This is a genomic window from Pedococcus sp. 5OH_020, assembly GCF_027812955.1.
GTDB lineage: Bacteria > Actinomycetota > Actinomycetes > Actinomycetales > Dermatophilaceae > Pedococcus.
The window spans coordinates 522,058-542,877 of sequence record NZ_JAPYZV010000001.1; the positions used below are offsets into that span (position 1 = coordinate 522,058).

Annotated in this window: 17 protein-coding genes; 12 read left to right on the plus strand and 5 right to left on the minus strand. The window is 71.5% G+C overall.

The genetic code is table 11. The features are described from left to right. Nucleotides 1–18: 18 nt before the first annotated feature. Both PHA84_RS02275 and PHA84_RS02280 read left to right on the plus strand, forming a co-directional pair. On the plus strand, nt 19–3,294 hold the full coding sequence (locus tag PHA84_RS02275; protein WP_270886465.1) for a glycosyltransferase: 3,276 nt from the start codon (nt 19–21) through the stop codon (nt 3,292–3,294). 45 nt (nt 3,295–3,339) lie between these two features. Further along, nucleotides 3,340–4,830, plus strand: coding sequence for a DUF5719 family protein (locus PHA84_RS02280; protein ID WP_270886466.1), 1,491 nt, complete (start codon nt 3,340–3,342; stop codon nt 4,828–4,830). Nucleotides 4,831–4,861: 31 nt separating this feature from the next. On the opposite strand, the gene PHA84_RS02285 is transcribed toward PHA84_RS02280, so the two are convergent. Continuing rightward, the gene (locus PHA84_RS02285) at nt 4,862–5,311 is read right to left on the minus strand and encodes a metallopeptidase family protein (protein WP_270886467.1); all 450 of its coding nucleotides are present in this window, start codon (nt 5,309–5,311) and stop codon (nt 4,862–4,864) included. A gap of 59 nt (nt 5,312–5,370) precedes the next feature. On the opposite strand from PHA84_RS02285, the gene PHA84_RS02290 reads away from it, so the two are divergent. From PHA84_RS02290 to PHA84_RS02305, 4 genes are read left to right on the plus strand one after another with little or no spacing between them, the layout of a single operon-like run. Next, complete coding sequence (locus PHA84_RS02290) at nt 5,371–5,760, plus strand: DUF3499 domain-containing protein (protein WP_270886468.1); 390 nt, start codon at nt 5,371–5,373, stop codon at nt 5,758–5,760. A 19-nt stretch (nt 5,761–5,779) separates the two neighbouring features. Then, a complete protein-coding gene (locus PHA84_RS02295; RefSeq protein ID WP_270886469.1) occupies nt 5,780–7,222 on the plus strand; it encodes a phosphomannomutase/phosphoglucomutase in 1,443 nt (480 codons plus the stop codon). Then, nucleotides 7,222–7,419 (plus strand): Trm112 family protein, encoded by a 198-nt coding sequence (locus PHA84_RS02300; protein WP_270886470.1) that lies wholly within the window; start codon nt 7,222–7,224, stop codon nt 7,417–7,419. Before PHA84_RS02295 ends, PHA84_RS02300 begins: the two co-directional genes overlap by 1 nt. 11 nt (nt 7,420–7,430) lie before the next feature. Beyond that, nucleotides 7,431–8,693, plus strand: coding sequence for an SIS domain-containing protein (locus PHA84_RS02305; RefSeq protein WP_270886471.1), 1,263 nt, complete (start codon nt 7,431–7,433; stop codon nt 8,691–8,693). A 257-nt stretch (nt 8,694–8,950) separates the two neighbouring features. Here PHA84_RS02305 and PHA84_RS02310 read toward each other — a convergent pair whose 3' ends face one another. Then, nucleotides 8,951–9,478, minus strand: a complete 528-nt coding sequence (locus PHA84_RS02310; protein ID WP_270886472.1) for a YbaK/EbsC family protein — start codon at nt 9,476–9,478, stop codon at nt 8,951–8,953. 18 nt (nt 9,479–9,496) lie between these two features. Next, a complete protein-coding gene (locus tag PHA84_RS02315; RefSeq protein ID WP_270886473.1) occupies nt 9,497–10,951 on the minus strand; it encodes a hypothetical protein in 1,455 nt (484 codons plus the stop codon). 125 nt (nt 10,952–11,076) lie between these two features. Between PHA84_RS02315 and PHA84_RS02320 the strand changes: the two genes are divergently transcribed. Then, nucleotides 11,077–12,054, plus strand: a complete 978-nt coding sequence (locus PHA84_RS02320; protein ID WP_270886474.1) for a cation diffusion facilitator family transporter — start codon at nt 11,077–11,079, stop codon at nt 12,052–12,054. Nucleotides 12,055–12,179: 125 nt separating this feature from the next. Here PHA84_RS02320 and PHA84_RS02325 read toward each other — a convergent pair whose 3' ends face one another. Next, nucleotides 12,180–13,274 (minus strand): acyltransferase family protein, encoded by a 1,095-nt coding sequence (locus tag PHA84_RS02325; RefSeq protein WP_270886475.1) that lies wholly within the window; start codon nt 13,272–13,274, stop codon nt 12,180–12,182. 147 nt (nt 13,275–13,421) lie between these two features. After that, nucleotides 13,422–13,649, minus strand: a complete 228-nt coding sequence (locus PHA84_RS02330; RefSeq protein ID WP_270886476.1) for a hypothetical protein — start codon at nt 13,647–13,649, stop codon at nt 13,422–13,424. Between the two features lie 223 nt (nt 13,650–13,872). Between PHA84_RS02330 and ahcY the strand changes: the two genes are divergently transcribed. The 5 genes from ahcY (at nt 13,873) to mtrB (ending at nt 20,812) form a co-directional block, all read left to right on the plus strand. Beyond that, the gene (ahcY, locus tag PHA84_RS02335; protein WP_270886477.1) at nt 13,873–15,306 is read left to right on the plus strand and encodes an adenosylhomocysteinase; all 1,434 of its coding nucleotides are present in this window, start codon (nt 13,873–13,875) and stop codon (nt 15,304–15,306) included. Nucleotides 15,307–15,534: 228 nt separating this feature from the next. Next, nucleotides 15,535–16,782, plus strand: coding sequence for a hypothetical protein (locus PHA84_RS02340; protein ID WP_270886478.1), 1,248 nt, complete (start codon nt 15,535–15,537; stop codon nt 16,780–16,782). Further along, the gene (locus PHA84_RS02345; RefSeq protein WP_270886479.1) at nt 16,779–18,260 is read left to right on the plus strand and encodes a hypothetical protein; all 1,482 of its coding nucleotides are present in this window, start codon (nt 16,779–16,781) and stop codon (nt 18,258–18,260) included. Before PHA84_RS02340 ends, PHA84_RS02345 begins: the two co-directional genes overlap by 4 nt. Nucleotides 18,261–18,347: 87 nt before the next feature. Further along, nucleotides 18,348–19,025 (plus strand): MtrAB system response regulator MtrA, encoded by a 678-nt coding sequence (gene mtrA / locus PHA84_RS02350; protein WP_270886480.1) that lies wholly within the window; start codon nt 18,348–18,350, stop codon nt 19,023–19,025. A 17-nt stretch (nt 19,026–19,042) separates the two neighbouring features. Next, on the plus strand, nt 19,043–20,812 hold the full coding sequence (mtrB, locus tag PHA84_RS02355; protein ID WP_270886481.1) for an MtrAB system histidine kinase MtrB: 1,770 nt from the start codon (nt 19,043–19,045) through the stop codon (nt 20,810–20,812). Nucleotides 20,813–20,820: the final 8 nt, after the last annotated feature.

The following is a 20,820-nucleotide window of genomic DNA, read 5'->3' on the forward strand; positions in this document are numbered from 1 at the left end:
CTTCCGTGTGACCAGCGGATGACCCTTGCCCCGCCGCACCGCCTGACGGACCGCCCTGGAGCGGCCGCTCCGGTCGCGACCGTCACCGCCATGCTGGTGCTGCGCGGCTCCGCAGCGGGCCTGGCTCAGACCCTCGACTCACTCGCGCGCCAGACGCGGACCCCCGAGCGGCTGCTCGTCGTGGACGCCGGGCAGGACGGGAACGCCGTGGAGCTGGTACGCGCGCACGTCGCCCTGCAGCACGTCATACCTGACATCTCTTTCGTCACCGTCCCCGGCTCCTACTCGCTCGGTGGAGCGGTACGGGCGGCGCTGGCGCAGGGGCCCGACGCTGCGGTGGCGCCGGACGGATCGTCCACCGGGGCGTCCGACCGAGCTGAGACCCAGGCCACCGGCCCGGGCGCCGAAGCCCCCGACACCGCTCACCTGTGGATCCTCAGCTCCGACAGTGCCGCCGCGCCGACGACCCTGGCGCGGCTTCTCGACGCCGTCCGGCGCTCGCCCTCCGTCGCTGTCGCAGGGCCGAAGCTGCTTCAGTGGGACCGTCCCGGAGCCCTCCATTCCGTCGGTCTGCAGCTGACCCGCGCCGGACGGGTGCTCCCTGCTCCTGCCCAGGGGGAGCCGGACCAGGGCCAGTACGACCGCCGTTCCGACGTCCTCGCCGTGCCCGCCACGGGGATGCTCGTGGAACGGGAGCTGTTCGAGACGTTGCGCGGACCGGACCATGCACTGGGCGAGTTCGGCTCGGAGCTGGACCTCTCCTGGCGGGCGCAGCAGGCCGGCCGGCGCGTGGTCGTCGAGCCGCGCGCGACCATGCGCACTGGGGCGTCGGATGTCCAGGGAGTGGTGAGTCTGGAGGCGACCACCCGCAGGCGGCGCCAGGCCCGCCGTGTCGCGCTTGCCCGCTGTGCCTGGTGGGCCATGCCGTTGCTGAGCCTGTGGATCGCGATGACGAGCATCGTTGGCGCGCTGCTCCTGGTGCTCGCCAAGCGGCCGCGCGCCGCCTGGGCGGAGCTCTCCGACGTCGGGTCGCTGCTCACTCCCGGACGCGTGCTGGGCGCCAGGTGGCGCTCGCGGGGGACCCGCCGCGTTCGTCGGCGGGACCTGCAGGGCCTGTTCGTACCCTCAGGCGCCGTGCTGCGCCACACCGGCGACCTACTCCACGACCAGGTGCCGTCCGGGCGCGAGGGCGACCCCGGTTCCGAGCTCGGCAGTCTCGAGACCGGCCCGGTCCCGGACGAGGTCCAGGACCTCAACGTGCTGGGCTCGACGGTGGTGTCGCGGGCAGCCCGGAACCCAGGTCTCCTGGCGGCGCTGGTCATGACTGCCGTGGCCGTCGTCGCGGAGCGCAGTATGCGCGGCGGCTTCCTCGACCGGTTCCGCAGCGGCCTGTCGGGAGGCGAGCTCCCCGGCGTCCACGCCTCCGCGGGGCCTCTGTGGCACACCTGGCTCGACGGCTGGCACGGCTCTGGTCTGGGGCAGGCAGGCGAGCAGGGGCCGCACCTCGTCGTGCTGGCAGCCTTGGCGTGGCTCGTGGAGCACCTGCCCGTCGTCGCTGCGCCGGACTCATCGGTCGGGGCCGTCATCGGCCTTCTCGTCACCTTCGCCATGCCGCTCGCCGCAGTGGCGGCCTACCTGGCTGCCCGTGTGGTGACGGGCTCGCAGTGGCCGCGCGCCCTGGCGGCCGTGGCATGGTCGACCACCGCGATGCTGACCTCCGCCGTGGCCGCGGGCCGACTGGCGGCGGTCGTCGCGACGATCCTCCTGCCGCTCGTCGCCGCGGGCTTCGCGCTGGCCGTGCGTCGCTCCGGCTCCGCGACCGCCACTGCGGCGACGGTGCTCGGCGCGGCCGTCCTCGGCGCCTTCGTCCCGGCTCTGCTGGTCCTGCTCGTCGCCGCGGCGCTGGTCGGCGGGGTACTCGCGCGTGGCACCGGCAGGATCCGCGCGCTCGCCCTGGCCCTCGGTCCCGTGCTGCTCCTCGGCCCGTGGGTGCAGACCCTGCTGATCCACCCCTACCTCGTCTTCACCGGCCCCGGGCTCTCCGTCTGGGGCGCCTCCCAGGCGCTGCCGTGGCAGCTCGCCCTGCTGCATCCCGGCGGTCCCGCCTCTTACCCTGTGCTCCTGTCGGCCCCCGTGGTGGTGGCGGGCCTGCTGGGGCTGATGCGTTCGGGGAGGCGCGGGGCGGCCGGCACCGCGCTCGGGGTGGCCGGGCTCACGGGGCTCGGGTACGCCGTCGTCGCGCCGCGCGTCCGGCTGGGTACCGTCCCGCCCGGGTCGCCGCATGCGGGCGCGGACATCACCGCCTGGGCGGGTACCGGGCTGCTGGTCGCCGCCCTGGCCCTGCTCGCGGCCGCGCTGCTCGGCGCGGACGGGCTCGCGGTACGCCGTGCCCGCGGCGGCTGGCCCGCGGTGCTTCGCTGGCCGGTTGCCGCGGCCGTGGTCGTAGCGGTCCTGGGCGGTGCGTCGTGGACGGTGTGGCGCACGGTGGGCGACGCCTTGGGGAGCTGGCAGGACCCGCGCCCCGCCGTCGCCCTGGACCAGGCCGAGACCGGGCTGGGGAACCGCATGCTGCTGCTGCAGCCAGCCGGTCCGGACCTGACCTACCGGCTGCTCGGACGCGAGCCGGGGGACGTGGCGCGCGTGCTTCCACGCACGGCGTCCGTAGCTCCTGGTCAGGGTGTGCTCACGACTGCCGTCGGAGCCCTCTTCGAGCAGGGCGCTGCTCCGGGCGAGCTGGACGCGGCCGGTCAGCTGTCCGACCTGGCCGTCGGCTTCGTCGGCCTCCGTACCGATCCCACCGACCCGCGGATCCGCACCCTCGACGCCACGGCCGGCCTGAGCCGACTCGGTGAGCACCACGGTCTGCTGTTCTGGCGCGTCACGGCCGGCGGTGCGCGGGGGACGGACGACGCGCTGGCCCCGTCCCGGGCGCGCCTTGTCTGGAAGGCCGAGCAACACGGTCTGCCCGTCGTGGGAGACCACGGGCAAGTGCGTGCGACGGTGAAGGTGCCCCCAGGCGCCTCGCTCGTTCTCGCCGAGCCACTCGAGTGGGCGCGACATGCCCGCGTCACGGTCGACGGTGCCGTAACGGCCCCGGCTGCAGCGACAACGACACCGGGCGGGGCGGTGCGCCAGGCCGGGGCCGAGTACCCCCTGCCTACCGGCACGCATCTGGTACAGGTGACGGTTCTTCCGACGGACGTCGCGTGGCGGTACGTCCAGGGGCTGATCCTGCTCCTGGTCGTGTTCCTCGCCGTTCCGGTCGGGACTCGTGCTCCGCGGAGGCGGCGATGAGGCTGTCGTCCGTGAAGGTCTCGTGGAGATGAAGGTGTCGCGCAGATGAAGGTGTCGTGGAGCGGGATCGCCCGCGCCCTACTGGTCTCTGCGGCTGGGGCTGGTCTGGTCTTCGGAGCGACGCGGGCCACCGGGGCCGTGACGGTCGCGCCTGCGCAAGCGCAGCACTCGAGCGTCGCGGCGGCCACGAGCCCTGTGCGGGGCTCGCAGCTGGTGTGTCCTGGACCGGAGCTGAAGGGCGTGCCCGGGCTCAAGGACCTCGCAGTGCCCGTACGAGTCACCGCCGCAGCCGCCCCCGTGGCTGCGCTGGGCGGTCTACGCTCTGCGTCGACGGCCGGAGCGCTCAGCCTCACCGGGCTGCCGGGGGGTGACCTGGCTCCTGCTCTCACCTCGCGAGGAAAGGTCGGGTGGGCCGGCGTCGCGAAGGCGTCAGCCGTCCTGGTCTCGGGAACGCAGTCCATGGCGCCGGGCATCGCCGCGACCCAGGCGTGGCTCGTGCCCAGCGGGGACCAGCGCTCACTCGGCTCGGCGCCGTGTCAGCAGGCAGGCGCGGAGTTCTGGATCCTGGCGGGGGGCGGTGCGCCAGGTCGTCAGGAGCGGCTTGTCCTGACGAACCCGGGCGGAAACCCGGTGAGCGTCGACGTGACGTTGCACGGCGGGGAGGGCCCCGTCGCGTCGTCCAACGGAAAGGGAGTGGTGGTGCCGGCGCACGGGCGGGCGGCGGTGCTGCTCGACTCGATCTCCGGCGACCTCGGTTCTCCGGCGGTGCACGTGGTGGCGCAGGGGGGTCTCGTCTCGGCGGTGGTGAACGACCTGTGGCTCGACGGCACCCGGGCCGCAGGTTCCGACGACGCGACGCCGAGCGCGGCCCCGTCGCGGGTCCAGGTGGTCCCGGCGGTGCCGGTGGAGGGCAAGGCGGTCCTCAGGGTCGCCGTCCCGGGCAGCGGCGAGGCGGTCGTGCAGGCTCGCGTACTGACCGCGCAGGGACCGCGCGCCCTGCCGTCGGGTGCGGTCGTCCGCGTCGACGGTGGCTCGGTGGCGGACATCGACCTGTCGCGGCTGCCGGCGGCCACCGTGGGGATCCAGGTGCGCGCGGACGTGCCCGTCGTGGCGGCCGCCCTGACGTACCGGGTCAAGGGCTCGGCGCCCGGCGACCTGGCGTGGAGCGCGTCGACCGAGGGGCTGGCTGGTGTGGCGGGGCTGCCGTTGGACAGCCCTGGAGCGGGCTCCACGCCGCTCTCCCGGAACCTGTGGCTGACCGCGACCGGCGACTCCGCTGCCGTGCAGGTGGTCACGGTGGACGCACGTGGCGCGGTCCGCAGCCAGACGGCGCAGGTCGCGCCGGACACCACCAGCGCCGTGCCGGTCGCCGGCGCGACGTCCGTCTGGGTGCGAAGGCTGTCCGGGGCCGGTGAGGTCCATGCCGGCGTCGTGTCCTGGGTGAACGACGCCCAGGGCACTCTCTTCACGAGCACGCCCTTGCGGGACTCGGCGCTGCGCACCACGACGCCTGGTCTGCGCCCCGCGACACCCTAGGAAGGGCTTGGCGGACGCTGCCGGTGCCTGGTCAGTCGGAGTCGTCGCCGTACCGGGGGTCGAGGTCACCGGGCGCCATACCGAAGAGGGCTGCGACCTGCTCCACGACGACGTCCTGGACGATGAGGGCGAGCTCGCGCTGGTCCTGGGCGCGGCTCTCGACAGGGCGCCGGTACACCACGACGCGAGCGGCCCGGCGGCCCTGAGCGGGGAAGACGCGACCCAGCGGCGCGCCGTCCCGCTCCCACGGTGCCGGGTCGGTCGGAGGGACGTCCTCGACGGCGAACTGGACGTCCTGGTACCGGGGGCCGAGGCGAGCCTCGAGCCGGCTCGCACTGTCGAGCACCAGCTCGTCGAACTGTTCTCGGCGGGTCGCCATCGCCGGCACCGCCGGCCACGCCAGCGGACCTCGTACACCGCGGCCGTGCCGGTCCCGACGCGGTCCCGGTCGGCGTGGGCTGCCGGGTGCGGGTGCGCTCATGTTCGCAGCGTACGGCGTGCCGACGCACCGCCCTCCGTGCGCTGGCATAGAGTCCCCGCGTGAGTCTGTCGAGGAGGTGCTCCCGCACCGCGTGCCCCAAGGTCGCGATCGCCACGCTCACCTACGTGTACGGCGACCAGACGGCGGTCGTCGGGCCCCTCGCCACGTACGCCGAACCGCACACCTACGACCTCTGTGCCGACCACGCCGAAGGGCTCACCGTCCCACGCGGGTGGGAGATCGTCCGGCTCTCGGGGGAGTACGTCGAGCCGGAGCCCTCGCACGACGACCTGCTGGCCCTTGCCAACGCTGTCCGCGAGGCGGGTAGACCCCGGTTGGGCGAGGCGCCTCACGCGGGTCCGGCCCGGGTGCGCGCCGGCGACGAAGATGCCTCGGGTGCCGTCGAGACGGGCCGTCGTGGTCACCTTCGGGTGCTGCGCGACCTCTGACCCCGCTAGGGTTTCGGGCGTGCCCAGCCCCGTACTCTCCGATTTCGTCAAGGCCTACGACGTACGCGGTGTCGTGCCCGAACAGCTCAACGTCGACGTGGCGTGGGCCATCGGTGCCGCCTTCGCCCAGACGATCGCGCTGCCCGAGGACGCGCCCGGAGTGGTCATCGGCCACGACATGCGGCCCTCTTCGCCGGAGCTGTCGCGCGCCTTCGCGGCCGGGGTCAACGCCTTCGGACTCGACGCCACCCTGGTCGGGCTGTGCAGCACCGACGGGCTGTACTACGCCAGTGGGGCCCTGGACCTGCCGGGCGCGATGTTCACCGCCTCCCACAACCCGGCGCAGTACAACGGCATCAAGCTGTGCCGCGCCGGCGCCCGTCCGGTCGGGCAGGACTCGGGCCTGGGAACTGTGCGCGACCTCGCCCAGAGTCTCCTGGACTCAGGCACGAGCGCCGGCCCGGAGGCGACTACACCAGGACGGCTGAGCGAACATGACCTCGTCGTCGACTACGCCCGGTTCCTGCGCGGCCTCGTGGACCTCTCCGGGATCCGCCCGCTGAAGGTCGTCGTCGACGCAGGCAACGGCATGGGGGGCCATACCGTCCCGGTCGTGCTGGGCACCGAGGGCGGGCTCGACGCCCTGCCGCTGACGGTCGTGCCGCTCTACTTCGAGCTCGACGGCACGTTTCCCAACCACGAGGCCAACCCGTTGGAGCCGGCGAACCTCCGTGACCTCCAGAGGGCGGTGGTGGAGCACGGCGCCGACCTCGGCCTGGCCTTCGACGGCGACGCCGACCGCTGCTTCGTCGTCGACGAGACGGGCGCACCTGTCAGCCCCAGTGCGGTGACCTCTCTCGTCGCGACGCGGGAGATCGGCCGCGAGGTGGCGTCGGGAACGGCCGCGCGCGACGTCGCCGTCGTCTACAACGTCATCTCCTCGGCCGCCGTCCCACAGATCATCGAGGAGCACGGGGCTCGGGGGATCCGCAGCCGGGTGGGTCACTCGTTCATCAAGGACCGGATGGCGCGCGAGAACGCCGTGTTCGGGGGCGAGCACAGCGCCCACTACTACTTCCGTGACTTCTGGTTCGCGGACACCGGCATGCTCGCGGCCATGCACGTGCTGGCGGCGCTGGGGGGACAGGACCAGTCCCTGAGCGAACTGGCCGCCCAGTACAGCCGGTACGCCGCGTCCGGTGAGATCAACTCCACTGTCGCGGACGTGCAAGCGGCCACGGAGCGGGTTCGCCGCTGGGCACTGGAGCGGGAGGCCGACCTGGACGAGCTGGACGGGCTGACGGCGACCCATCCGGAACGGTCGAACGACCCCATGTGGTGGCTCAACCTACGAGCGTCGAACACCGAACCCCTGCTTCGGCTCAACGTCGAGGCGGCAGATGCAGACACGATGACACAGGTGCGGGACGATGTCCTTGCCCTCGTGAGAGGAGAAGGCTGATGGCGGACAACGGTGCCCGGATCGAACCGTGGCTACGGGACATCCTGCGCTGCCCGGCCTGTCGCTCGGAGCTGGCGGACGCCGAGGTCGGTGGACGTCCCGAGCTGCACTGCACCAACGGGGGGTGCGGTCTGCAGTACCGCATCGACGACGGCGTACCGGTGCTGCTGGTCGACGAAGCCCGCAAGCCGGCCTGAGCCCGCGCGCCATGAGCCCCTTCCTGGACGAGGCGCGGATCGACAGCGAGGCGGCCCTGGCGGCACTGGACTCCCGGGGCACGCTGCGCAGTCTCGCCACTGCGGGCGCTCAGGTGCGCGAGGCGGTCGACCTGTCTGCCGAGGGAGGCATCGCCAGGGTGGCCGGCGGGGAGCGGCCGCGGTCCGTCCTGGTCGCGTCCCTCGGGGGTTCAGCGGTGGTGTCCGACGTCCTGGAGCTGCTCGCGGAGCCGGGGTCGCCGGTGCCGGTGAGCGTGCGGCGCAACGTCCCGCTTCCGGGGTGGGTGGGGCCGCTCGACCTCGTCATCGCGGTGTCGCTGTCCGGACGGGCCGCAGGCCCCCTGGCACTGGCCGCCGAGGCGGCCCGGCGAGGCGCTGCCATCCTCACCGTGGGTGCCGCACAGTCACCGTTGGCCGATGTTGCCGCCCAGGCGCGCGGCGTGCACATCGACGTGGGCCGCGGACGCACGACCTCCAGGACGGCGCTGTGGTCGCTGCTGGCGCCGGTGCTGCTCGGGGCCGGGCGGCTGGGCATCGTCGACGTCGACGAGCGCGTGTTGATGGACACCGCCGACCGGCTCGACGAGGTCGCCGAGGGCTGCCGGCCCTCGTCGGAGTCCTTCGTCAACCCGGCGAAGGTTCTCGCATCCGACCTCGCCGAAGGCGTGCCCGTCGTGCTCGGCGACGGACCGCTCAACGGCGTCGCGGCCGCGCGCGCCGCCTCGATGCTGGCTCGGACCGCGCGCATGCCGGCCACCACCGGGGAGCTCCCCGACGACGCGGCCCAGATCGTGGCCTGCTTCGACGGGCCTTTCACCACCGCGTACGCGGCCGCTGTCAGGTCCTGGGACACGGCCCGGTTCTCCGACCGGGGCGAAGCTCCAGCTGACCCGCCGACGGTCGGGAGCACCTCCTCCGCCAGGTCGAGGGCGGAGGACGACATCTTCGCCGACCCCTACCTCGACGGGCCCGCTGCGCCGCGGCTCTCGCTGCTCATGCTTCGTGACGCTGCACCTGACCCGATGACTCGGGAGGCCGCCGATGCCCGGGCGCTGGCTGACGCAGTGGCAGACTCAGCCCGCGAGGTCGGGGTCCGGGTCTGCGAGGTGACCGCGCAGCCTGGGCATCCGCTGACGCGGCTGGCCGGTCAGATCGCCACGACCGACTTCGCGGCCACGTATCTCGCACTCGGGCTCGGCCTCGACCCCGCGGTCTCCCCACACGTGGCGGACCTTCGGGGACGCAGCGGCCGCTGAGTCGCCCACCGTAGGACGAGCGAGGGGGCGGCAGCCCCAGCCCCATCCAGGCAGCCGGCAGGAGCACCCAGCGGGCCGGTGGTCGGCGACAGCGTCGACGCCCCTCCCGGTAGGCCCCGCGATGGACGCGCACGGCGTGTTCCTACTGTGCTTCCGGCCGCGAAAGCCAACATGAGCTTGGGCCGCGGGGCTCCCCGGTGGGGTGCGCCTGGGACCAGGGCTGCCGGCTCGACAGTCGCTTCGTCCTTCGGCCGTGGCTAGAGCGTGAGGTCGAGCACCTCAGCCCGGGCGAGCGCCCCGAGGTCGGCGCCGACCACCAGCAGCTTGCTCGACCGCAGCCCGCTACCGACCACCACGTCACCGGCGGCGACGACGGCGGTGTCGACCAGCACCGGCCAGTCCGCAGGGAGCCCCACCGGGGTGATGCCACCGAACTCCATCCCCGTCAGTGCGACCGCCTGCGGCTGCGGCGCGAAGCTGATCTTGCGAACGTCGAGATGGCGACGGACAACCCCGTTGATGTCGGCGCGCATGGACGCCAACACGAGCACGGCGGCGTACCGCGCCTCTCCCGCGCGCTTGCCGGCCACCACCACGCAGTTGGCCGAGTGCTCCATCGCCACGTCGTACGCCTCGCAGAAGGCGGCCGTGTCGGCAAGGGTTGGGTCGATCGACGCCACTCGGGCGGTCGGCACCTCGGTGATCGCGTCCGCGACCACGGCCGCCAACAGCTGACGCTGCTGATGGGCGGGTCCCCAGACCAAGGTCCCTTCGGCGCTGCTCACAAGGCCCACAGTAGGCCGTCAGGGTGGGCTTACAGCCTCGAGAAGGACGAAGCCCCCGTCTCGACCGACCTCGTGCCAGCCACCACGTCGCTCCAAGCCGTCGACGAGCGGCGCTCCCTGTCCCACCAGGACGGCCTGCGGATGCAGCCGGTCGAACTGGGCTTCCCATCCCGGGCGCGCAGCGATGACCATCAGGTAGCTGCGTGCCGCTGCCACTCCATAGAGCTCGGCTCTGGTGTCGGCGGTCTGACGCAGTGAGGGATGAGAGTAGATCAGCCATCCCCCGAGGGCGTCGTCGTTCCAGACGACCGACCCGACGGGCAGGGCGTCCAGTGCGGGGGAGAGGCGTTCAGGGACGCCAACCGGGCCATGAGGGCCTGCTGCCGCCGCGGCGGCGCCGACGGCGAGAGCCAGGGCAGCGCCCAGGCCGACCACACGGTTCTGCCACCTCGACGCGCCGGCTGGGCGCCCGAGGACATGGCTCACGGCCTCCGCTGCGAGCGGAGCGAGGATGATGGCTCCCACCGGCACCGTGCGGGCGTAGAGGGCTGCCCACCCCACGCCCAGGAGCCACAGCGCCAGGCGGGACCAGGAGCGAAGCTCTCGTTGGCGCCACCACAGAAGGAGGGTTGATGTCGCGAGGGCCGCCACAGCGAGGGTCGACGGCGACGTCGGGGAGGGGTGCTGCCACTCCTGGATGTAGGGGCTCACCGCGCGGACAGCGGCGAAACCGGAGAACAGTGCCGGTCCCAGTGGCGTCAGTGTCGCGACCACCACCGACAGCATCGGCAGGAGCGCAAGCTTGACAGCCCCGCGAAGGTCGAGCCGACGCTCCAGCACGAGACCGCCGACCGTGGCGAGACCGACCATGACCCCGACGACCCACGTCCCGTGGCAGCAGGCCCACAGCCACGCCGTGCCCACGAGCCACCAGCGGGGCCGCAGGTCCGTCGCGGTTGCCAGCCAACCGCTCACCGTGACGGCGAGCAGGACGAAGGCCACCAGCTGCGGGCGAGGGCTCAAGCCGCCCGCCACGCCGACGACGGTCGCCGCCGTGACAACCGCGGCCGGGAGGCTGCCCGCACGGCGGACACATGCGGCGTACACCGCCAGGCACACGCCGATGCGGCCCACCGTCGTAAGCCAGGCCACTGCCGGCAGACCGCCCCACGAGTGCGTCACGGACATCAGCAGCTCGCCCAGCCACTGGTTGAGGATCCACCGACCGTGGGTGAACGTGCCGAGGGGGTCGTCCCCCGCGAACTGCCACCGCTGCCTCAGGACGTCGCCCGCACGGATGTGCCAGAGGGCGTCGGGGTCGCTGATGCCATCGCCCGCGTAGCGCGACAGGGCAACCATGAGGAGGGCGATGACCACGGGTGGCACGATGGTCAGCACGCGGCTGCGTGGCGCCGGCCGTGCCTCGCCGGTGCCCGTGGACGCCGCGCGCGTGCGTGCTGATGTCTCGGTCAATGCCACCACCTCATGGTGGGCCGAGGATAGCCGCGCCGTCCGGCTCCCAACGGGGCTCCACCGATGCCCCTCGTCCGAAGGGACGAGGCGGGCAGGGCCGGGACCCGCGCACTAGGGTATGGCGCATGTCTGCCGAGGGTGGGACCAAGGCGATCCTGGCGGCGCTCGCCGCCAATCTGGGGATCGCGGCAACGAAGTTCGTGGCGTTCATCCTGTCCGGCTCCAGCTCCATGCTCGCGGAGTCGGTGCACTCGGTTGCCGACGCGGGAAACCAGGGCCTGCTGCTCCTCGGTGGGAAGCGGGCGCAGCGGGCGGCGACGCCGGAACATCCTTTCGGCTTCGGACGGGAGCGCTACGTCTACGCGTTCATCGTCTCCATCGTGCTGTTCAGCGTCGGTGGGCTCTTCGCGCTGTACGAGGCGTACCACAAGTGGCACGAGGCCCAGGCAGGGCACGGGGCGATCGAGGGTCGCTGGTGGTGGGTACCCGTAGCGGTCCTCCTGGCTGCGATGGCGATGGAGGGGTTCTCGTTCAGGACCGCCATCAACGAGAGCAACCACGTTCGGGGCACACGGTCGTGGAAGGACTTCATCCGGTCGGCCAAGGCTCCCGAGCTGCCGGTCATCCTTCTCGAGGACTTCGCCGCTTTGGTGGGCCTGGCCTTCGCCCTCATCGGCGTCTCGCTGGCGCTCATGACCGGTAACGGCGTGTGGGACGCGGTGGGAACGGGTGCCATCGGGCTGCTGCTCGTCGGAGTTGCCGTGGTGCTCGCCATCGAGATGAAGTCACTGCTCATCGGCGAGTCCGCCACGGCCGCGCATCGGCAGCGCATCGAGCGCGCCATCGAGTCGACCGTCGGCGTGGAGCGGATCATCCACGCCAAGACGATGCACCTGGGCCCGGAGGAGCTGCTCGTCGCCGCAAAGCTGGCGGTGTCCCCAGGGTCGGATGCTCGCGGCATCGCCGACGCCATCAACCGCGCCGAGGCCGCGGCGCGAGCCGCGCAGCCGGACATGACCTTGGTGATGTACTTGGAACCCGACATCGACTTTCGGCACGAGCGCACAACGTCTCACGAAACGGCAAGCACCGGCCGTGAGTAGCTGACGTCATTTCGGCCGCACCACGACCAAGACGCCAAAACCCGAGTCGTCGGGGTGCGCATGGGTGCCCTTGGTGCCGGCACCTTCCGGCCGGTTTGGCGGTGTACGGCCCCGACGGTGCCATCTCACACGGAGCGTTGGCAGGCCCGGGCCTCCGAGGTGTCGGAACGGCTGAGGTGGGGGACGTCGGGATGGCCCAGAGAACGGCTGGGTGCCGATCGTCGCAGCCGCAGCGCGCGGCTTTCCACGATGGCCCACGAGGCCCAGGCGCACGGAAGGGTGGCGGCCAGACTGAGCAGGAGGAAGGCATGGCTTCCCAACGCCGATGCGCCGAGGAGGTAGAGCGTGGTCTGCACTGGCCACCCGAAGATGTATAGACCGTAGGAAAGGTCGCGCACCGCTCCGATCCGTATCGGAAGGGCTGCGCCCAGCGCGAGGACCAGATAAGCCAGCGGGAGCGCCGCGAGCTGGTTCGCTGCCCCGGCTGCCCCTACGACGACGAGGGCGCAGAACGACAGGGCTCCGAGGGACCACCTAGCGTGCACGTGCTCTCGCAACGCCCAGAGCAAGGCACCCGCCAGGAAGAACCCGAGCAGATGCAGCAGGTCTATGGCGCGTCGCCCGGTGCCCACGCCCAGCTCGTCCAGGATGAGGGAGGCGGCCGTCACCGCGGTCAGGGCACCGGCCGCGCACACGCCGGGGCGACTCCGGACGAGACGCCATGTAAGGGCAACGCCAGCCACGACATAGCAGAGCATCTCGTGGGTCAGGGTCCACAAGGGGCCGTCCCAAGCCTCGGGGCGGGCCGCTTGACCGATGGCATCTCCGAACGCCCATTGCACGGGCACGAGCACGTTGACGGCCACGAACCGAAGGCCCCCGCCCAGGTCAACCGGTGAGCCCGTCGCGACGGCACCGATCGGAGCGAAGCCGAGCGCCACCGCGCACAAGGCGCCCCAGTAACCGGGATAGATGCGAAGCATGCGCGCAAGCGCGAAGTCCTGCCAGCTGAGGCGCTCGCGTGACCCAGAGACCAGGTAACCCGAGATGGCGAAGAATCCGGCCACGGCCCACGCCCCAAGCGTTCCGCCGCCCACCCGCGGCTCAGGTCCGAAGCCTCCGATGGAGGGGGCATGAGAGGCGATGACGATCCCGGCCAGGAGCAGCCGCAAGGAGCTCAGCGCGTTGTCTCTCGAGCCGAGGTGATCGCCCAGAGTCATCTGTGCAACGTAGGCACCGGTGCGGGACCGACGTGGCGAACTGCTGCTGGCATCGGTCGAAGGTGCTATGGACAACGCTGCTGCCGGTGTGGCTTGGCTGAGTATGCCTCGATCCTCTGCCGTTTGGTGCCGTGAAGCCTGAAAGCCTCAGGGTGCGGCAGCCTCCGTGTCGCCGGTGTCCATGCTGTTCGGCACGGGCTTCCCGCCCGGTTCCACCTCGTAGTCGCCCTTCACCTCATCCCAGGCCGCCACCTGCTCCTCGTTCAGCTCGAGGTCCACGCCCTCGGCCTGGTCGTCCTGGCCCCCTTCGGCGTCACTCCGCTCGACCTCCGCGTCCGCGATCTCGCTCGGGACTGCGCTGCTCGGCTCGCTCATGGCTTCGCTTCCTTCCGTGTCGGTCGGTCCGGTCTATCACCTCGGTCGCCCCGGTGCGCGACAGCCGTCTCCGCACGCCTCCCGCCACCCGCCGCACTGGGGGAGCAGGGCGACCTCGGCTAGACTGGCAGCACCGCCGGCGCGGGTGATACCCCGCTCTCGTGAACGCCCAGATGGGCTGCGCCGGGTCTGCAGACCACACACTCAACGGAAGAGATTTCGCATGTCCTTTGACTACAAGGTTGCCGACCTGGGCCTCGCCGAGGCAGGCCGTCACCAGATCCGCCTGGCCGAGCACGAGATGCCCGGGCTGATGAGCCTGCGCGAGGAGTTCGGGGCGGCCCAGCCGCTCAAGGGCGCCAGGATCGCAGGATCCCTGCACATGACCGTCCAGACGGCGGTCCTCATCGAGACGCTCGTGGCGCTCGGGGCAGAGGTCCGCTGGGCCTCCTGCAACATCTACTCCACCCAGGACGAGGCCGCCGCAGCGGTCGTCGTCGGCACCGGCACGCCGCAGGCTCCGGCCGGCGTCCCGGTCTTCGCCTGGAAGGGCGAGACCCTGCCGGAGTACTGGGACTGCACCGAGCAGATCCTCACCTGGCCGGGTGAGGAAGGTCCGAACATGATCCTCGACGACGGTGGCGACGCCACGATGCTGGTCCACAAGGGCCGCGAGTGGGAGCTTGCCGGGCAGGTGCCGGCCACCACCGAGGACGACTCCGAGGAGTTCGGCGTCTTCAAGGAGCTGGTCCGTAAGACGGTGGCCGCCGAGCCGCAGAAGTGGACCAAGGTCGCGGAGCAGGTCAAGGGCGTGACCGAGGAGACCACCACAGGGGTGCACCGGCTCTACGAGCTGGCCAGGTCCGGCGACCTGCTCTTCCCTGCGATCAACGTCAACGACTCGGTCACCAAGTCGAAGTTCGACAACAAGTACGGCTGCCGTCACTCGCTCATCGACGGCCTCAACCGGGCCACCGACGTGCTCATCGGTGGGAAGGTCGCGGTCGTCTGCGGCTACGGCGACGTCGGTAAGGGCTGCGCCCAGTCCCTGGCCGGCCAGGGTGCGCGGGTCATCGTCACCGAGGTCGACCCGATCTGCGCCCTGCAGGCAGCGATGGAGGGCTTCCAGGTCGCGCGGATCGAGGACGTCGTCGACAGTGCCGACATCTTCGTCACCACGACCGGCTGCTACGACGTCATCACCGCCGAGCACATGCAGCAGATGAAGAACAAGGCGATCGTGGCCAACATCGGCCACTTCGACAACGAGATCGACATGGCGGGTCTCGCCAAGGTGCCCGGCATCACCAAGACCGAGATCAAGACCCAGGTCCACGAGTGGACGTTCGCGAGCGGCAGCTCGATCATCGTCCTCTCCGAGGGCCGCCTCATGAACCTCGGCAACGCCACCGGTCACCCGAGCTTCGTCATGTCGAACTCGTTCTCGAACCAGACCATCGCCCAGATCGAGCTGTGGACCAAGCCCGGCGAGTACAAGAACGAGGTCTACGTCCTGCCCAAGCACCTGGACGAGAAGGTGGCTCGCCTGCACCTCGACGCCCTTGGTGTCCGGCTCACCGAGCTCAGTAAGGGCCAGGCCGAGTACCTCGGCGTGGACGTCGTCGGCCCGTACAAGCCCGAGCACTACCGCTACTGACGCAGCCTGGCGGGCCCGTGCTCCGCGGCCCTTCCCGCGCAATACTCGTAGGCCGCCCACCTGGTGTGGGCGGCCTACGGCCTGCGCGGCTCCGTCGTGCGGGGGCTCCCGCGTCGGACGGCCGGGATCGGATGGGCCGAACGTACGAGAAAGAACGACTGCGCGCTCCCGGGCTCGCGGGCCCCGGCATACTCGTCGGGTCCGAACGAACGCCCGGAGGAGCTCACCTTGGCCGTCCTGAGCGCCGACGCGACGCCAAGCCGACCTCGTACCGCAGCGGTCGCGGTCCTCGGGTGGCGGTACGCGCTCGCGGTGCCTGTCGCCGTCTTCCTGGTCACCAGGGTCGTGGCGGCGGTGCTCGTGCTGGTCAGCTCCCGGCACCAGATCGCTCTGGGACCCAGCACGATCCCCGGTCTCTTCGTCTACGAGGGGACTCCAGCGGATCCGGGGTACCTTGCGGTCACGAGGAACTGGGACGGCCAGTGGTACCAGCTCATCGCCACCGAGGGGTACCACCACGTCGGTCCGGGTGAGGTGCCTTCCCACGCCACGGTCTGGGCGTGGGCGTTCCCGCCGGTCTACCCCCTGGTGGTGGGTGGACTCATGCACGCCGGCGGGCTCTCGTTCGCGGTGGCGTCCACACTGCTGAACCTCACGGCCGGTGCCGCTGCCATGGTGCTGCTCCACCGACTGCTGGAGGAGACCGGAGGCCGATGGGTGGCCACCAGCGGCGTCATCCTCTCGTGCTGCTTCATGAGTGCCCCGTTGTTCCAGGCGGCCTACAGCGAGTCCCTGGCGTTCCTCTTCCTTCTCGCCGCGTTCCACCTCGTGAGGCGTCGCGCCTACTGGCTTGCCCTGCTGCCGACCGGCCTACTGTCGTTCACCCGCCTGATCACACCGGTCCTGGCTGTCGTGGTCGTCGCAGCCCTGGTGCACCGGGTTCGGACGCACGGCTGGTCCTCGGTCTCGGGCAGCCAACGCCTGGGGGCCGCAGCTCTGGCTGCCTACTCCGCGGCCGGGGCCCTGGCCTGGCCCACGCTCGCCTCCTCGCTGATGGGTGACACGGCGCGGTTCAACCGGGGTGCCGACGTCGTTTCCGGACTTGGCGCCGACTGGTTCGCGACGAGCTGGGCCTCACTCGGTCTCCCGGGCATCGTCCTCGTGCTGAGCGTGATGGCGGTCCTGGTCATCAGCGCTGTCTCCTCGCGAAGTGCAGCATGGGGTTTCGAGCTGCGGGTGTGGTCGGTCGCCTACCCGCTGTACGTCATGGCTGTGACACCCATCACCGCCGGCGTTCTGAGGTACGCCCTCCTGGCGCCGACGTTGGGACTGCTGGCGGTCGGGATCCCGCGGTCCGGTCGTCCGACGCGTGGCCAGATGGCCCTGGTGGTCCTGGCCGCGGTGGTGGGGCTGGTGTGCCAGTGGCTCTTCGTGAGGTACCTGCTCGTGCTCGACCTGCACCCCCTCATGCCGTGACCGCGGGCCCCTCGACGGACACCGTGGCCAGCGCCGCACCGCGTCGCAGGACCGGGGCGGTGGGTCACCTGTGGAAGTCCCCGATCGCGATCCTGCTCGTCGTGGCCTTCATGGCGTGGCAGGCCACCCTCGGGGCGGACGCCTTCTGGGTGGTCGCGCTCGGCCGGCATATCCTGCGGACCGGCAGCATCCCTGAGGGCATCCCCTTCGCGACGGCGGACTCCACGGGGTGGCACAACGTCCCTGTCCTCGCAGAACTCGTCTTCGCGCTTGCCACGGCCCCTGGCGACCGCGGGCTGGCCTATCTTCAGCTGGTGCTCGGCGGTGGAGCGCTCCTGCTCTTGGGCGCCACGGCCCTCCGCCGGGGTGCCTCCGACGGGAAGATGGCCCGCGTCATCCTCCTTACAGCGCTCATGTCGCTCCCGGCACTCGTGGTCATCCGCCTGCAGATGCTCTCCGTGCTGCCCTTCGCCGTGCTGATGGCGGTGATCACCGGGGAGGCTCGCCGGCCCAGCCGACGAGCCTGGTGGGTTCCGGCCATCGTTGCGCTGTGGTCGAACCTGCACGGGGCGGTGCTCGTCGGTGTGGCCGTCACCGGGTGCTACCTCGTGGTGGAGCGCCTGCCTCGACGGCCTGCGGAGTCCGTCGCGCTGGGAGCCGCCACCATCGGGGCCCTGTTCCTGACTCCCGCCGGGCCGCGCACCCTTCACTACTATCTGGGCGTCCTCTCCAACCAGGCGGCCCAGCGTGGGTCGGAGCTGTGGGCGGCACCGGACCTCACGCGTCCGCTGGATGCGGTGATGGTGGCCGCGGGAGTGGTTCTGCTGGTGCTGGTGCTACGCCGCCGACGGGCCGCTTGGGAGTATGCCGCGGTCGGTTCCTTGTCGCTGGCGACCGTCCTCGCTGCACGCAACGGAGTCTGGCTGGCCTTCGCCTCGTTCCTGCTGGCAGCATCACCCGACCTGCGTCTGGCCCCAAGCGGTGCTCGCTCTGACGAGGGGCAACAGCCGCGTACGGACGCGACGCCGGGGCTGCGACATCCTGACGTCACGGCGCGCCCCGCCCTGCGGCACTGGGCCGTGACGGGGCTGGTGGCCGTGGCTCTGTCGGCGTCCATCATCGCCGCGAAGCCTCTCGTTGCGGGCTTCGTCCCGGCGGACGTCTCCCGGGCCGTCGAGGCGCAGGTGGTGGGGCAGGGCGTGGTTCTGGCCTCCGAGCCGGCGGTGGAGCAGCTCGCCGCGGACGGCATCACGGTGTGGCTCAGTGACCCTATCGACGCCTTCCACCCGGCCGACCAGGCGACGTACCTGGACTTCCTGCTCGGCCTGCCCTCCGGCCGCCGCGCCCTCGACCACGTCGATGTCGTCCTGGTGGACAGGAGTCGGCCGGCGCACCGTCTGATGGTCGGACAGCCAGGCTGGCGCTCAACTGGCGTGATGGGGCAATGGGAGGTCTTCACCAGAGACACCCCACGGTGACCCGGGGCAGGTGAGACAACCGTGCCTCGTCATATGTGATGATGCGAGCCGGAGGCTTTGCTCATTGCCGAAAGTGGGTTGACGCAGGTGAAGGGTCGCGTGCTCATCGTCGACGACGATCTCGCGCTGGCGGAGATGCTCGGCATCGTCCTGCGCAACGAGGGCCTCGACGTGTCGCACGTGGCGGACGGCAGCAACGCCGTGGCGGCCTTCCGGGACTCCCGGCCCGACCTCGTCCTGCTCGACGTGATGCTTCCCGGGCTGGACGGCATGGAGGTGTGCCGTCGCATCCGGGCGGAGTCCGGGGTCCCGATCGTCATGCTCACGGCGCGGACCGACACCGTGGACGTCGTCGTAGGGCTGGAGTCCGGCGCCGACGACTACGTGGTCAAGCCCTTCAAGCCGCAGGAGCTCATCGCTCGGATCCGCGCCCGCCTTCGGCGCGGGGACGAGCCGGAGCCGGAGCGGCTCGAGATCGGGGACCTCGTCATCGACGTGGCGGGTCACTCGGTCAAGCGCGAGGGCGAGCCGCTGTCCCTCACCCCGCTGGAGTTCGACCTGCTGGTCGCCCTCGCCCGGAAACCGTGGCAGGTGTTCACCCGCGAGGTGCTGCTCGAGCAGGTCTGGGGCTACCGGCATGCCGGCGACACTCGCCTGGTGAACGTCCACGTGCAGCGGCTCCGGTCCAAGATCGAGCACGACCCCGAGCGACCCGAGATCGTGGTCACCGTCCGCGGCGTCGGCTACAAGGCTGGCCCGAGCTAGCGATGTCCGGTTCGCCGGTGTCCGCCCGCCCCGCCACTCAGCGGACTCCGCATCCCCGGCTCCCCGACCGCCGGGAGCTGGCGCGCGGTGGTCGCCGCCTCCTCAGCCGCGCACGTGCCGTATCGTCGGCCTCCCTGCGCGGCCTGGTGCACGCGTGGCGTTCGTCGCTGCAGTTCCGCGTCGTGAGCACGACCATGCTCCTCGGCCTCGCCGTCGTGCTGATGCTCGGCTCCTACCTGTTCCAGTCGATCTCCAACGGCCTGGAACAGGACCGTATGGCGTCCGCCCAGGTGGAGGCGTCACGGCTCACGACAGAGGTGCAGGGCCGGTTCGACGAGAGCGACCGCACGAGCAACGAGCCGCAGCTCAACCTGCTCGCTCGCGACGTGATCAAGGGCGCCGCTGCCGCAGGTGGTGACAACGAGCGCTACCTGCTGCTCGTGCGAAGCCTCGCCAACACCTCACCCACGGTGGTCCAGACGGTGCTCAGCGGCAGCGTCGGCCTCACGAGCATCCCCAGCCAGATGCGCCAGGCCGTCTCGGCGGACCAGCGCCACCAGCAGGTGACCCTCATCGGCATACCGGACGCGCGGAGCGACCGCACGGTCCCCGCCGTGCTGGTGGGTTCCCAGGTCGAGCTCCCGGTGGCCGGCAAGTACGACCTGTACGCGGTGTTCCCCATGCAGCGGGAGCAGGCCACTCTCGACCTCATCACCCGGACGTTCACCCTCGGTGGACTGGCGCTCGTCTTCCTCGTGGGCGCGATCGCCTGGGTCGTGGCCCGTCAGGTCGTGATTCCCGTCCGCCGGGCCGCGGTGGTCTCGGAGCGCCTGTCCTCAGGTCGACTCCATGAACGGATGCGTGCGAGGGGGGAGGACGACCTCGCGCGGCTAGCGAAGTCGTTCAACGAGATGGCGGACAGCCTGCAGACCCAGATCCGTCAGCTGGAAGGCCTGTCCCGCGTGCAGCAGCGGTTCGTCTCGGACGTCTCCCACGAGCTCCGGACCCCGTTGACGACGATCCGCATGGCAGCCGACCTCATCCACGACTCCCGCAACCAGTTCGACCCCACAGTGTCCCGGTCGGCCGAGCTGCTGCACGCCGAGCTCGACCGGTTCGAGGAGCTGCTCGGCGACCTCCTGGAGATCAGCAGGTTCGACGCCGGCGCCGCCGCGCTCGACGCGGATCTCACGGACGTACGCGACACCGTGGCGCGCGCGGTGCATGCGGCGCAGCCGATCGCCGACCGCTGGGGCAGCACCGTCACCATGACCGCCCGTGGGTCCTGCACCGCCGAGATGGACGCTCGCAGGGTGGAGCGGATCCTGCGCAACCTGGTCGTGAACGCCCTGGAGCACGGCGAGGGCCGGCCCGTCGAGATCGCGGTAGCCGGGAACGAGACCGCCGTCGCCGTGACCGTCCGCGACCACGGCGTCGGGCTGCGCCCGGGGGAGGCGGCCCTGGTGTTCAACCGCTTCTGGCGCGCCGACCCTGCCCGGGCCCGGACGACCGGCGGCACGGGCCTGGGTCTGGCCATCTCGCTGGAGGACGCGCGGCTGCACCAGGGGTGGCTGCAGGCGTGGGGCGAGCCGGGGGAGGGGTCGGTCTTCCGGCTGACTCTTCCGCGGCGCGCGGGAACGCCGATCGTCGAGTCGCCGCTCCCGCTCCGCCCTGCCGACGTGCCCGCCGCGCAGCCTGGGTCTCCGGACCGGCGTGAGACCACGCTGCCTCCGGCCCCCGGTGACCCTTCGCGGGCCACGCCCGCTGCTCGTGGCACCGCCCGATGAGAGCCCGA

Excerpts from the sequence above, each read along its gene's own strand:
- PHA84_RS02325 (WP_270886475.1), bottom strand. The coding sequence starts at position 13,274 with ATGACTCTGGGCGATCACCTCGGCTCGAGAGACAACGCGCTGAGCTCC.
- ahcY (WP_270886477.1), top strand. The coding sequence starts at position 13,873 with ATGTCCTTTGACTACAAGGTTGCCGACCTGGGCCTCGCCGAGGCAGGC.
- PHA84_RS02300 (WP_270886470.1), top strand. The coding sequence starts at position 7,222 with ATGGCGGACAACGGTGCCCGGATCGAACCGTGGCTACGGGACATCCTG.
- PHA84_RS02305 (WP_270886471.1), top strand. The coding sequence starts at position 7,431 with ATGAGCCCCTTCCTGGACGAGGCGCGGATCGACAGCGAGGCGGCCCTG.
- PHA84_RS02280 (WP_270886466.1), top strand. The coding sequence starts at position 3,340 with ATGAAGGTGTCGTGGAGCGGGATCGCCCGCGCCCTACTGGTCTCTGCG.
- PHA84_RS02275 (WP_270886465.1), top strand. The coding sequence starts at position 19 with ATGACCCTTGCCCCGCCGCACCGCCTGACGGACCGCCCTGGAGCGGCC.
- PHA84_RS02330 (WP_270886476.1), bottom strand. The coding sequence starts at position 13,649 with ATGAGCGAGCCGAGCAGCGCAGTCCCGAGCGAGATCGCGGACGCGGAG.
- PHA84_RS02320 (WP_270886474.1), top strand. The coding sequence starts at position 11,077 with ATGTCTGCCGAGGGTGGGACCAAGGCGATCCTGGCGGCGCTCGCCGCC.
- PHA84_RS02285 (WP_270886467.1), bottom strand. The coding sequence starts at position 5,311 with ATGAGCGCACCCGCACCCGGCAGCCCACGCCGACCGGGACCGCGTCGG.